Origin of the sequence: Paraburkholderia dipogonis (genome assembly GCF_042680985.1) — a bacterium.
Classification (GTDB): Bacteria; Pseudomonadota; Gammaproteobacteria; order Burkholderiales; family Burkholderiaceae; genus Paraburkholderia; species Paraburkholderia phytofirmans.
In genome coordinates this window covers 601,643-614,689 of record NZ_JBHUFR010000010.1, presented here as the reverse complement: position 1 = coordinate 614,689, position 13,047 = coordinate 601,643, and the positions used below count along the sequence as shown (strand labels likewise).

12 protein-coding genes are annotated in these 13,047 nt (G+C 63.3%); 6 read left to right on the top strand and 6 right to left on the bottom strand.

The window, feature by feature from the left end:
• Window positions 1-172: 172 nt before the first annotated feature.
• On the top strand, window positions 173-955 hold the full coding sequence (locus ACFSNN_RS15285) for an HpcH/HpaI aldolase family protein (RefSeq protein WP_134457390.1): 783 nt from the start codon (window positions 173-175) through the stop codon (window positions 953-955).
• Window positions 952-1,656, top strand: coding sequence for a tetratricopeptide repeat protein (locus ACFSNN_RS15280; RefSeq protein WP_134457389.1), 705 nt, complete (start codon window positions 952-954; stop codon window positions 1,654-1,656). Before ACFSNN_RS15285 ends, ACFSNN_RS15280 begins: the two co-directional genes overlap by 4 nt.
• Window positions 1,657-1,768: 112 nt before the next feature.
• Here the strand turns inward: ACFSNN_RS15280 and rodA are convergent, their stop codons facing one another.
• From rodA to ACFSNN_RS15250, 6 genes are all read right to left on the bottom strand, one after another.
• Window positions 1,769-2,917: a rod shape-determining protein RodA gene (gene rodA / locus ACFSNN_RS15275; RefSeq protein ID WP_012431392.1), complete on the bottom strand. Its 1,149-nt coding sequence runs from the start codon at window positions 2,915-2,917 to the stop codon at window positions 1,769-1,771.
• Between the two features lie 10 nt (window positions 2,918-2,927).
• On the bottom strand, window positions 2,928-5,243 hold the full coding sequence (gene mrdA, locus ACFSNN_RS15270; RefSeq protein ID WP_134457388.1) for a penicillin-binding protein 2: 2,316 nt from the start codon (window positions 5,241-5,243) through the stop codon (window positions 2,928-2,930).
• 142 nt (window positions 5,244-5,385) lie between these two features.
• Window positions 5,386-5,898: a rod shape-determining protein MreD gene (gene mreD, locus ACFSNN_RS15265; protein WP_012431394.1), complete on the bottom strand. Its 513-nt coding sequence runs from the start codon at window positions 5,896-5,898 to the stop codon at window positions 5,386-5,388.
• A complete protein-coding gene (mreC, locus tag ACFSNN_RS15260) occupies window positions 5,895-7,004 on the bottom strand; it encodes a rod shape-determining protein MreC (protein WP_134457387.1) in 1,110 nt (369 codons plus the stop codon). The genes mreD and mreC overlap by 4 nt, the downstream gene beginning before the upstream one ends.
• A gap of 153 nt (window positions 7,005-7,157) precedes the next feature.
• A complete protein-coding gene (locus ACFSNN_RS15255) occupies window positions 7,158-8,201 on the bottom strand; it encodes a rod shape-determining protein (RefSeq protein ID WP_004189550.1) in 1,044 nt (347 codons plus the stop codon).
• 232 nt (window positions 8,202-8,433) lie between these two features.
• Window positions 8,434-8,583: a hypothetical protein gene (locus ACFSNN_RS15250; RefSeq protein ID WP_166799265.1), complete on the bottom strand. Its 150-nt coding sequence runs from the start codon at window positions 8,581-8,583 to the stop codon at window positions 8,434-8,436.
• Between ACFSNN_RS15250 and gatC the strand changes: the two genes are divergently transcribed.
• The 4 genes from gatC to ACFSNN_RS15230 all read left to right on the top strand — a co-directional run bounded on the left by gatC (window position 8,582) and on the right by ACFSNN_RS15230 (window position 13,023).
• Window positions 8,582-8,881 carry an Asp-tRNA(Asn)/Glu-tRNA(Gln) amidotransferase subunit GatC gene (gatC, locus tag ACFSNN_RS15245; protein ID WP_134457386.1) on the top strand — a complete coding sequence of 100 codons (300 nt, stop codon included), beginning with the start codon at window positions 8,582-8,584 and terminating at the stop codon, window positions 8,879-8,881. The two genes, ACFSNN_RS15250 and gatC, sit on opposite strands and share 2 nt — an antisense overlap.
• Window positions 8,882-9,074: 193 nt before the next feature.
• Window positions 9,075-10,562 carry an Asp-tRNA(Asn)/Glu-tRNA(Gln) amidotransferase subunit GatA gene (gatA, locus tag ACFSNN_RS15240; RefSeq protein ID WP_134457385.1) on the top strand — a complete coding sequence of 496 codons (1,488 nt, stop codon included), beginning with the start codon at window positions 9,075-9,077 and terminating at the stop codon, window positions 10,560-10,562.
• A 5-nt stretch (window positions 10,563-10,567) separates the two neighbouring features.
• Window positions 10,568-12,043 (top strand): Asp-tRNA(Asn)/Glu-tRNA(Gln) amidotransferase subunit GatB, encoded by a 1,476-nt coding sequence (gatB, locus tag ACFSNN_RS15235; RefSeq protein WP_134457384.1) that lies wholly within the window; start codon window positions 10,568-10,570, stop codon window positions 12,041-12,043.
• Between the two features lie 140 nt (window positions 12,044-12,183).
• Window positions 12,184-13,023: a PPK2 family polyphosphate kinase gene (locus ACFSNN_RS15230; RefSeq protein WP_134457383.1), complete on the top strand. Its 840-nt coding sequence runs from the start codon at window positions 12,184-12,186 to the stop codon at window positions 13,021-13,023.
• Window positions 13,024-13,047: the final 24 nt, after the last annotated feature.

Here is a 13,047-nt window from a genome sequence, read left to right as displayed (position 1 = left end):
TGTCACGGTATGATCGCTCCGATAACCACACGGAGCGAGACATGCCGGTCACCGCATTGCGTCGCAGCAGGCAGCCGGGCCGCCACGGCCTGCGCGTTTATCTGGCTCACGAGGCCAGCGTGCTTTCCCGTAGTTCCCGAGAAGCGTCGCTTCATCGACACGGAGCGCGGCGATGAGCACCTTCACCAATCCACTCAAATCACGGCTCAAGGAAACCGATCCGCTGTTCGGACTATGGCTCTCGCTCGGCAGCGACGCCGCCGCGGAAGCGCTCGCGCACGCCGGTTACGACTGGCTGCTGATCGACATGGAGCATTCGCCGAACGATAGTGGCGACGTCGCCTCGCAATTGCGCGCGATCGCCGCCGCGCATCTGCCGAGCGAGCCGGTGGTGCGTGTGCCGTCCAGCGAAGCATGGCTCGTCAAGCGCGTGCTGGATGCCGGCGCGCGCACGCTGATGTTCCCGAATATCGAATCCGCCGACGAGGCGGCGCGTGCGGTGCGTCTCACGCAATATCCGAGCGCTGGCGCGCTCGACGGTGAGCGCGGCGTCGCCGGGGCGGTGCGCGCCGCGGGCTACGGCATGCGGCGCGACTACGTGCAGACGGCCAACGCGCAGATCGCGACCATCGTGCAGATCGAGTCGGCGCGCGGCTTGCAGGAAGTGGAAAAGATCGCGGCGACACCGGGCATCGATTGCCTGTTCGTCGGGCCGGCCGATCTTGCCGCGAGCCTCGGTCATCTCGGCGATTCGAAGCATGCCGACGTGCAGGCCGCGATGGCGCGCATCGTCAGCGCTGCGGACAGGGCGGGCATTGCCGCCGGTATTTTTGCCATGGACGTCGCGAGTGCGAAGCAGCATCGCGATGCCGGTTTTCGATTCATCGCTCTGGCCGCCGACGTCATGTGGATGTTGCGCGCAACTCGCCAGGCGTTGCAGGAGGTAAGGTCATGAAGGGGATGGTGCAGTGCGTCGTGGTGCGTCTGGCAGTCACAGCGGCATTGATGGCGAATGTGGCGGCCTATGCGCAAGATAGCCGGGTCGCGAAGTCGAATGATCCGGAGACGCAAACCGCGGTCACCGATTACAACGCCGGCAATCTGGGCGCGGCGCTTGCCGAGTTCCGCAAGGCCGCCGAGCGCGGCAGCCGGCTCGCCGAGTTCAACTACGCGATGATGCTGCTCAATGGCGAAGGCGCGCCCGCGAATGTCGATGAAGGCAAGAAATGGCTGCGCAAAGCCGCCGACGCCAACATGTCGCACGCGCAATACGTGTACGGCAAGATGTACGACGATGGCGAGTTCGTCGGCCGCGATCCGGTCGAGGCGCACCGCTGGTTCCTGAAGGCGGCGCAGCAAGGGCACGTGCAGGCGGAACTGGCGCTGGCCAATCAGTTCCTCGACGGACGCGGCACCGAGCGCGACAACAAGCAGGCGTTCGTCTGGTACAAGAAGGCGGCGCAGGGCGGCGACATGACCGCGCAATACGTGGCCGGCTCGTTCTACGAACGCGGCGGCGACGGCGTGGAGAAGAATCTCAACGTGGCGCGCGCTTATTACGCCGCTGCGGCGGCGCAGGGCGATCCGGCGGCGCGGCTCAAGTATCAGCAACTCAGCGCGCAGTTGCGGGATCAGAAGGAAGTGAAGCCGCAGTAAAACCGTGGCGTTTCGATAACGACGCTGGATACGAAAAGGGGCGCTTCGTGTGTGAAGCGCCCCTTTGGCTTATGGCGTTACCGACACTGCTCGCTTGCGCGGCGCCGTCGCGCTAACTCTGCATCAACCGTTTCTGTCGCGCGACGCTCATGATCAGGCCGATGGCGACGCCCAGCGTCGTCAACGCGGTGCCGCCGTAACTCATGAACGGCAACGGCACGCCGACCACCGGCAAGATGCCGCTCACCATGCCGATATTCACGAACGCGTAGGTGAAGAACGCCATGGTCAATGAGCCGGCTAACAGGCGTCCAAATAGCGTCGCGCCATTGGCCGCGATATACAGCCCACGCGCAATCAATAGCATGTACAGCGTGAGCAGCACGATGCCGCCCGCCAGCCCGAACTCTTCGGAAAACACCGCGAAAATGAAGTCGGTGTGCTTTTCGGGGATGAACTCCAGATGCGCCTGTGTGCCCTTCAGCCAGCCCTTGCCAAGCGGACCACCTGAGCCGATCGCAATGACCGCCTGGATCGTATGGAAGCCCTTGCCGAGCGGATCGGAAGTCGGATCTAGCAGCGTGCAGATGCGGTGCTTCTGGTAATCGTGCATCAGCGGCCATTGCACTTCCGGCTGACAGATCTTGTCCTGGAAGGCCGCGATGGAGGCGACCGCGATCACGCCTGCAATCAGCACCGGCACGATCAGCTTGAAACTCAGGCCTGCAAAGTAGATCACGAAGAGGCCGGCCGCGAACACCAGCACGGCTGTACCGAGGTCGGGCTGCTTGGCGATCAGGCCGACCGGCACCGCGAGAATCACCAGGCCGACCAGAAAGTCGTACCAGCGCATCACGCCTTCGCGTCGCTGGTAGTACCACGCGAGCATGAGCGGCGTGGCGATCTTCAGGATTTCCGACGGCTGGATCACCACGCCGACATTGATCCAACGCTTCGCACCTTTGCGCGTGAGTCCGAATAGCGCCACCGCAACCAGTAACGCGATCCCGAACGTATAGAGCGGAACCGCGAAGCGCATCAGCGTGGTGGGTGGCACATTGGCGAGCGCCCACATCAGCACGAAGGTCAGCATGATGTTGCGCAACTGGTCTTCCACGCGGCCGGGGACATCCAGGCTCGCGCTGTACAGCGTGACGATGCCGACGCACAACAGCAGAAACACGATCAGTGCGAGCGGGCGGTCGAAGCCCGCGAACATCCGCTTGATGCGGTCGAGCCAGGCGCGCTTGTCGAATTGCATGCCTTTCTCCTTACTCGTCGATGCCGCCGGAAACCGGCTGGCGTGGCGACGTGGCCTGAATGCCGTCGTCGCGCGAGGGAGCGGCGGCAGTCGGCGCCGGCTGGCTGGCCGGTCGGGGTTTGTGCGGGACGCCGGATTTACGCGACGCTGGATTCTTCGCGGCGGTGGCTGCGGACGCCGAGGCGGGCACCGGTGCCGATGCGGCATCAGGCGCGGAAGCTGCCGCCGCCGCGGACGCAGCCTTCGCAGCCGCTGCAGCGGAGGCCGCCGCTGCCGCCGAAGCCGCACCGGGAATTGGCAGCGCGGTGAAGCCCGCCGCCACCTTGACCGGCTGCACGCCGTCTTGCGGCGCTGGCGGTGCGCCGCCGACTTCCGGCGCGGACGCATCTTCGGTTGCCGACGCCGCTGCCTCGATGGCCGCTTGCTGCGCGCCCGGCTTGTTCTTGCCGACGAGGTAATAGTCGAGCACCTTGCGTGCAATCGGGCCCGCCGATTCCGCGCCCCAACCGCCGTTTTCGACGATCAGCGCGAGGGCGATTTTTGGCTGCTCGGCCGGTGCGAACGCAATGAAAAGCGCGTGGTCGCGCAGATGCTCGGCGATCGCGTGGCCCTTGTAGTTCGCGCCCTGCAGCGAGTAGACCTGCGCCGTCCCCGTCTTGCCGGCCGCCTGGTATTGCGCGCCGATGAACAGCTTCGACGCCGTGCCGTTGGTCACGACACCTTCCATTGCGCGCTTGATGATGTCGATGTCCGACTGCTTCACCGCAATCTTGTCGCTCGGATCTCGCACCACCGGCCGCGTGTCTTTCGTGATCGGATTTTCGATGTCGCGCACGAGGTGCGGCTTCATCACCACGCCGTTGTTCGCGAGCGTGGCCGTGGCGTGAGCGAGTTGCAGAATGGTGAACGAGTTGTAGCCCTGGCCGATGCCGAGACTGATCGTTTCGCCTTCATACCAGCGTTGCTGTTCGGGCTTGCGGTACGCCTTGCGCTTCCATTCGGTGGAGGGAAGAATGCCCTTCGCCTCGCCCGAAATGTCGATGCCGGTGATCTGGCCGAAACCCCACGGCTTCATGAAGTTGGCGATGTTGTTGACGCCCAGATCGTGCGCAAGCATGTAGAAATACGTGTCGTTCGACACCACGATCGCGCGGTTCATGTCGACCCAGCCCTGGCCCGAGCGCACGTCGTTGCGGAACGTGTGGCCGCCGAACGTGTACGAGCCCGGATCCTGGAAGCCCCAGCCCGGCGTGCGCTTGTGCAGCGTGAGCGCGGCGAGCGCCATGAACGGCTTGTAAGTCGAGCCGGGCGGATAGGTGCCGTGCAGCGGCCGGTTGAGCAGCGGATGGTCGGGCGAGTTGTTGAGGTCGTCCCAGGTCTGCTGGTCGATGCCGTCGACGAAAGAGTTCGGATCGAAGCTCGGCGCGGACACGAAGGCGAGCACGTCGCCGGTCGACGGCTCGATCGCGACCAGTGCGCCGCGGCGGCCCGCAAAGGCCTGCTCGGCGACCTGCTGCAGCCCGATATCCAAAGACAGCACGAGGTTGTTGCCAGGCGTCGCCTGCGTGCGCGACAACGTGCGCACCGGACGCCCGCCGGCGGTGACTTCCACCTCCTCGAAACCGGTCTGGCCGTGCAACTCGGTCTCGTAACTCTGCTCGACGCCGATCTTGCCGATGTAGTCCGTGCCCTTGTAGTTGTTCGCGTCCAGACGCGGATCGTAGTGGTCCGGATCGCTGTCGTTCTGGTCGCTGGCGTCGTCGATACGGTCCTGGTCGCGCTGCGAAATCCGGCCGATGTAGCCGATCACATGCGCCGCGGTCGGGCCGAGCGGATACTGCCGGAACAGGCGCGCGCGCACTTCCACGCCGGGAAAACGGAAGCGTTGCGCGGTGAAACGCGCGACTTCGTCGTCGGTCAGGCGGGTGCGGATCGGCAGGCTCTCGAAGTTCTTCGAGTCTTCCTGCAGCTTCTTGAAGCGGCGGCGGTCGCGTGCGTCGATAGAGACGACCGTGGCCAGGTTGTCGATCACGTTTTCCAGCGAGTCGTTCAGCTTTGAGGGCGTAATTTCCAGCGTGTAGGCCGAGTAGTTCTTGGCCAGCACCACGCCGTTGCGATCGGTGATGATGCCGCGGTTCGGCACGATCGGCGCGACGGAAATGCGGTTTTCATCGGCTTGCAGCGAGTATTTGCTGTAGTGCCAGACCTGCAGGAACAGGAAGCGGAAGCCGATCAGCCCGAAGCAGACGAACACGAACAGGCCCGCCGCCGCGACGCGCAGGCGGAACTTCGAGAGCTGTTGCTGAGTGTCCTTGAATTCGGTCATGCGATTCTGCAAAAGGCCGGGCGACGGCCATCATGAGTGTGCGCCTTTTCCGGCCGGAACCGGAAGGCATGAACAGCGATGCGCGTCGAGCGAGCCGGCAATGTGGGTTCTGACGACAACCGCCGGCGGGCCCGAAGCATGATCAAATTGGCCGGGTGTCGTCCGGATCGGCCGGGCGGCGCTGCGGCATCAGCAACAGCACGCTGGTAACCGGCCACAGCGCGGCTTCGACGAAGCCATCGATCAGATAACCCCAGCCCGGAAACGCCGCACCCGTCAGCAGACGGATCACGAACGGCACCAATTGCGCGACAACCAGCAGCGGCATGACCGCGAAAGTCTGCACGCCGAGCGACATCCACAACACGCGGCGATGGATCGTAATCGCGCCGTACGACAACAACGTGTACGCCAGCGCGTGCTCGCCGAGCAGGCTGGCGTTGTGTACATCCATCAGCAGACCGAGCAAAAACGCGATACCCATGCCGACTTTGCGCGGCTGATGCACGTTCCAGAACAGCAGCACGAGCGCCACGAAGTCCGGCACGCCGGCGAGCCGCCCCCACGGCATCAGGTTCAACAGAAACGCCGCGGCGAGGCTGAACGAGATGAAGTAGGGATTGACCGGCTGCAGAATGTATTGCGGACGGTTCATGGCTGGGTCCCTGGCTTGGCGGGCGGCTTCGCGTTCTTCTCAGCGGCCGGTTTCTTTTCGGAAGCGGGCTTTTTCTCCGCGGCGCCCGGTTTGGCCGGCGTTTTGTCGGCGGGCTTGGCGGTTGCGGGTTTCTCGGTTGCGGGTTTTTCGCCGGGTTTCGGAGCGGATTTATCCGCTGCGGCCTTGCCGTCGGCCGGTTTGGCGCCCTTTTTCGCTTTTGCGTCCTTCGCGGCCGTGGCTGCGTCGGGCTCTTCGGCGGGACGCGGCGGCACATTGTTGACGTAATGCAGCACCAGCAACTGACGTGCGCCGCGCACCGGCGCGATGGGCAGGCAGATCACGCGTGCGAATGCAGTATCGGCCTGCTTGTCGACCCGCACCACCTTGGCAACCGGCAGACCCGGCGGGTACACACCGTCGAGGCCGCTGGTGACGAGTTCGTCGCCCGTTTGAATGTCGGCGCTGATCGGCACGAAGCGCAGATCCAGCGTGTCGCCCTTCGGCGTGCCGTAAATCACGCTGCGCAGGCCGGTGCGCACGATCTGCACAGGCACGGCCTGGTCCTTGTCCGTGAGCAGCGTCACTTCCGCTTGCAGCGGGAACACACGCGTGACCTGGCCAATCACGCCGTCTTCGTTGACGACCGGCGAACCGTTCTGGATGCCTTGCTGCGCACCGCGGCCGATCACGACCTTCTGCGTGAACGGATCGCGCGTGTCGTACTGGATCTCGGCGGGCAGCGATTCCGTGGTGGAGCGCTGCGACAGTTGCAGCAGCGCGCGCAAATGCGCGTTTTCGGCCGCCAACCCAGCGGCCGTATTGGCTTGCTGCGAAAGCTGCAGATCTTTGGTGCGCAGTTTGTCGTTCTCGCTGCGCAGTGTGGCGCTGGTCACGGCCAGATCGGCGGCGCCCACGAACATGTCGCGCGGCACTAGGGCGGCGCGTTGCAACGGATAAAGACCCGCGCCGAGCACGCCACGCACGATTTCGAGCGTTTTGAAGCGTGCGTCGGAGATCAGCAGGGCGATCGCCAGCAAGACAAAAAATACCAGTCGTGCGAGGGCGGACGGTCCTTGCTTGAATAGGGGCGGCGGACTGTATTCCATGGTCGGCGCCGGGGGCGTGAGCGGTTGGGTGAGACGGCGGCGCGCGAGGAACGCGCGTTCAGCGCGCGGAGGCTGGTAGGCCCAGCCAACGGCAAACCGGCCCGCAAGGGGCCGTTTGCCTGATCCGCGCTACTGACATGGAGACGGGCTCGCTTACTCGTACGAGAAGATGCTGCCCAGCTTGTCCATGCGTTCGAGCGCCATGCCCGAGCCGCGCACAACGCAGGTCAACGGGTCTTCGGCGACGAGCACCGGCAGGCCGGTTTCTTCGGCGAGCAGGCGGTCCAGATCGCGCAGCAGTGCGCCGCCGCCCGTGAGCATCATGCCGCGCTCGGCGATGTCGGCGCCCAGTTCCGGCGGCGTTTGTTCGAGCGCGATCTTTACCGACGACACGATCTGGTTCAGCGGATCGGTGAGGGCTTCGAGAATTTCGTTGCTGGAGATGGTGAAGCTGCGCGGAATGCCTTCCGACAGATTGCGGCCCTTCACTTCCATTTCCTTGACTTCGGAACCCGGGAAGGCAGAGCCGATTTCCTTCTTGATGGCTTCGGCGGTTTGCTCGCCGATCAGCATGCCGTAGTTGCGGCGGATGTAGTTGACGATGGCTTCGTCGAACTTGTCGCCGCCCACGCGCACCGAGCCTTTGTACACGATGCCGCCGAGCGAGATCACGCCGACCTCGGTCGTGCCGCCGCCGATGTCGACGACCATCGAGCCAGTGGCTTCCGACACCGGCAGGCCGGCGCCGATAGCAGCAGCCATGGGTTCTTCAATGAGATAGACCTGCGAAGCGCCCGCACCGTGCGCGGCTTCTTTGATGGCGCGGCGCTCGACCTGGGTCGAACCGCACGGCACGCAAATGATAATGCGCGGCGACGGCGAGAACATGCGCGATTCGTGAGCAGTTTTGATGAACTGCTTGATCATCTGCTCGGTGACGGTGAAGTCGGCGATCACGCCGTCTTTCATGGGGCGGATCGCCTCGATGTTGCCCGGCACCTTGCCGAGCATCTGCTTGGCTTCCTTGCCGACTGCCTGGATGGTTTTCTTACCGTTGGGACCGCCTTCCTGGCGGATCGAAACCACCGACGGTTCATCGAGAACGATGCCCTTGCCACGCATGTAGATGAGCGTGTTGGCCGTGCCGAGGTCAATGGCCAGATCGTTGGAAAAGTAGCTGCGCAAAAAACCGAACATTCAAAATCCTGTCTCGCTGGGGGCCGGGCCTCGCAATGGTTGCGCAGGGCGGCAGCGGAAAAAATAACAGCTTCAACCGGGCGGAAGCGGCGCCACAGGAACTTGAAGCTGCGAGGGAGTCTACCGGAGGCCGATGCAAAGCCAGGTCAGAAAAATCCGAACTATCTTTGGGAATTGTTCAGAAAGGCCTTGGTAAGACGGTCCGGGTTTGGGTCGAACGCGTAATGATACCTTATAATTTTGGATGTTTTGAAGGAAACGGACGGCACTTTTTGCCTCCGCTGGCCCCTTTTTCGAGGTCTTCCTCCAGCGTCGTAACCCGCTGTCGCAGCATCGGTTTTTCCTTGCTGCGGCGGTCCACCACATTTTCCGGTGACTGCATGGCTCTGACCCTGACCGATGTAAAACGCATCGCGCATCTTGCGCGGCTCGAACTGGCCGACGCCGACGCTGAGCACACGCTTGTCCAGCTCAACGATTTTTTCGGCCTCGTCGAGCAGATGCAGGCGGTCGATACCACCGGCATCGCGCCGCTCGCCCATCCGATCGAGCAGATCGAAGACGTCGCGCTGCGTCTGCGTAACGACGCGGTGACCGAAACGGTCGAACGCGAAGTTTTCCAGCGCCCGGCGCCCGCCGTGCAGGACGGCCTGTACCTCGTGCCCAAAGTGATCGAGTAACACCCGCGCATCGAGCCCGGCGCGGCGTGCGAGCCGGCCACGAGGTGAAGTGCCGGCTCGCGGCATATCGACTCGCGGCATCAACGCTCGCCTGACCGTCGTGTCCGGCTTCTTCGGCCCGGTTTGCCGGCGGGCAGCCGAACGCCTCCACGGCAGCGTGACTACGCTGCCGCGCTCTTCAGGATAAAACGCAATGCATGAAAAAAGTTTGACCGAACTGCGCGCCGCACTGACGGCCAAGGAATGCTCCGCAGTCGAACTGGCGCAGCTCTATCTGAAGCGTATCGACGCGGCCAACAGCCTGAACGCATTCATCCAGGTCGATCCGGATCTGACGCTCGCGCAGGCGAAAGCCGCGGACGCGCTGCTTCATACCGGCCACGCGGGCCCGCTGGTCGGCCTGCCGATCGCGCACAAAGACGTGTTCGTGACCAAGGGCTGGCGCTCCACCGCCGGCTCAAAAATGCTGTCGAACTACGAGAGCCCGTTCGACGCGACCGTGGTCGCGCGTCTGCAGAACGCCGGCATGGTGTGCGTGGGCAAGACCAATATGGACGAGTTCGCGATGGGCTCATCCAACGAGAATTCGTACTTTGGTCCCGTGCAGAATCCGTGGGATGTTAAAGCTGTGCCGGGCGGTTCGTCGGGCGGGTCGGCCGCGGCCGTCGCCGCGCGCCTCGCGCCTGCAGCCAGCGGTACGGATACCGGCGGCTCGATTCGTCAGCCGGCGTCGTTCTCCGGCATCACCGGTATCAAGCCGACGTATGGTCGCGTGTCGCGTTACGGCATGATCGCGTTCGCCTCGTCGCTGGATCAGGGCGGTCCGATGGCGCAAAGCGCCGCGGATTGCGCCACGCTGCTCAACGCCATGGCCGGTTTCGACGAGCGCGATTCGACCAGTCTCGTACGCGACGACGAAGACTACACGCGTTATCTCGGCAAGCCGTGGAAAGAAGATAGCGCCGCCAAACCGCTCGCCGGCCTGCGCATCGGCCTGCCGAAAGAGTATTTCGGCGCCGGTCTAGCCGACGACGTGCGCGCCTCGATCGACGCCGCGCTGAAACAATACGAAGCGCTCGGCGCCACGCTGGTCGAAGTTTCGCTGCCGAAAACCGAGTTGTCGATTCCGGTGTACTACGTGATCGCGCCGGCCGAGGCTTCGTCGAACCTGTCGCGTTTCGACGGCGTGCGCTTCGGTCATCGCGCGGCGGAGTATCGCGATCTGCTGGACATGTACAAGAAGTCGCGCGCCGAAGGTTTTGGTCCGGAAGTGAAGCGCCGCATTCTGGTCGGTGCGTACGTGCTGTCGCACGGCTATTACGACGCGTACTACCTGCAGGCGCAGAAGATCCGCCGCATCATCGCGCAGGACTTCCAGGAAGCGTTCAAGCAGTGCGACGTGATCATGGGCCCGGTCGCGCCGTCAGTGGCGTGGGACCTCGGCGCGAAGGGCGACGATCCGGTGCAGATGTATCTGGCCGACATCTACACGCTGTCGGTGAGCCTCGCCGGTTTGCCGGGCATGAGCGTGCCGTGTGGCTTCGGTGCGGGCGCGAATGCGCAGCGTCCGGTTGGATTGCAGATCATCGGCAACTATTTCAATGAAGCCCGGATGCTCCAGGTGGCCGACGCGTTCCAGCGCGCGACCGACTGGCACCGCAAAGCACCGGCAGGAGTGTGAGCACCATGGCCAAGCAATGGGAAGTCGTGATCGGTCTGGAGACCCACGCGCAACTGTCGACTCAATCGAAGATTTTTTCCGGCACCGCGACGCAATTCGGCGCCGCGCCGAACACGCAAGCCAGCCCCGTCGATCTGGCCTTGCCGGGCACGTTGCCGGTGATGAACCGCGGCGCTGTGGAGCGCGCGATCCAGTTCGGTCTCGCGATCGGCGCAACGGTGGCGCCGCGCAGCATCTTCGCGCGTAAGAATTATTTCTACCCCGATCTGCCGAAGGGCTATCAGATCAGCCAGTACGAAATCCCCGTCGTGCAGGGCGGTCAGGTGACGATTCAGGTGCCGGCCAATGAAAAGGCGGGTAAAGAAGCGTACGAGAAGGTCGTCAACCTCACGCGCGCTCACCTCGAAGAAGACGCGGGCAAGTCGCTGCACGAAGACTTCGCGGGCATGACCGGCATCGACCTGAATCGCGCCGGCACGCCGCTGCTTGAAATCGTCACCGAGCCGGAAATGCGCAGCGCGGCCGAAGCGGTCGCTTACGCGAAGACGCTGCATACGCTCGTCACGTGGCTCGGCATCTGCGACGGCAACATGCAGGAAGGCTCGTTCCGTTGCGACGCGAACGTGTCGGTGCGTCCGGTCGGCCAGGCTGAATTCGGCACGCGCGCCGAGATCAAGAACCTGAACTCGTTCCGCTTCCTCGAAGAAGCGATCCAGTACGAAGTGCGCCGTCAGATCGAACTGATCGAAGACGGCGGCACGGTAGTGCAGGAAACGCGTCTGTACGATCCGGACAAGCGTGAAACGCGCTCCATGCGCAGCAAGGAAGACGCGCACGATTACCGCTATTTCCCCGATCCCGATCTGATGCCACTCGTGATCGACGCGGCGTGGATCGAGCGCGTCAAGGCAGAGATGACAGAACTGCCGGTGGCGATTCAACAGCGCTTTGTGTCGCAATACGGTTTGACGCCGTACGACGCGAACGTGCTGACGTCGAGCAAAGCGATGGCCGCGTACTACGAAGCGGTGGTGAGCAAAGTCGGCCCGGCCAACGCCAAGGTTGCCGCTAACTGGCTGATGGGCGAAGTGTCGTCGCAATTGAATCGCGAGGGTCTCGACATTGCTGAGAATCCGGTGTCGGCCGCACAACTCGCGTTGCTGCTGCAGCGTATCGCCGACGGCACGATCTCCAACAAGATCGCCAAGGAAATTTTCCTCGCGATCTGGGAAGAGAAAGCCACCGACGAATCCGCCGCCGATCGCATCATCGAGGCGAAGGGACTGAAGCAGATTTCGGATACCGGCGCGCTGGAAGCGATCCTCGACGAAGTGCTCGCCGCGAACCCGAAGTCGGTCGAGGAATTCCGCGCCGGCAAGGAAAAGGCTTTCAACGCGCTGATCGGTCAGGCCATGAAAGCGACGAAGGGCAAGGCCAATCCGGCGCAGGTGAACGAACTGCTGAAGAAGAAGCTGTCCTGAGTCGAAGTTAAGTTGAGCGTGAACGACTGAAGCGTTAAAGCTCAGGTCAGCAAGGGCTGTTGCCGGCAACGAAAGTGGGGCAACGGCCCGTTTCATTTTGCGGGTGCATTTAAACGAACGCAGATCAGGGGAGTGTGTGGATGGCGAAGCAACCCGAACTCGACGATTTCCGCGTGCCGTATTTCGACGACGGCAAGAAAAAAAGCAAATTCTCGCTGAGCGATTTCGACCCGGCCGCCAAGCCGTTTTCGACCGGCTCGAAAGATACCGACAAGGCGCGTCTGTCGGAGATCGGCGAGAAGCTCGACACGCTGCAAGAATGTTTGCACGCGCAGCGAACGCGCCGCGTATTGCTGGTGCTGCAGGGCATGGACACGAGCGGCAAGGACGGTACGATCCGTGCGGTGTTTCACGAAGTCGATCCGCTCGGTTTGCGCATCGTGCCGTTCAAGGCGCCGACGCCCGTCGAACTCGCGCATGACTTTCTCTGGCGCGTGCATTCGCAAGCGCCGGCCGCCGGTGAGCTGACGATCTTCAACCGCAGTCACTACGAAGATCTGCTGGTCCCCACCGTGCTCGGCACTTTGGATGAGCAAGCCTTCGCGCAACGCTGCTGCCACATCCGCCAGTTCGAAGAGTTGCTGGCGTATAGCGGCACGGCCATCGTCAAATGCATGCTGCACATTTCGAAAGACGAGCAGCGCGCGCGCCTGCAGGCGCGAATCGACGATCCGAGCAAGCACTGGAAATTCGACGTCGCCGATCTCGAAGCGCGCAAGCAGTGGGACCAATATCAGGCCGCGTATCAGGACGCGTTGGCGGCGACATCGACGGAATACGCGCCGTGGTACGTGATCCCGGCCGACTCGAAGACGCATCGCAATGTGATGGTCGCGGAGTTGTTGTTGCGCACGTTCGAAGCGCTCAAGCTCGAATATCCGCCCGCCAAAGAATCGCTGAAGGGCATCAGGGTCGAGTGACCGCGCCTTTCGCTTCATCAACGA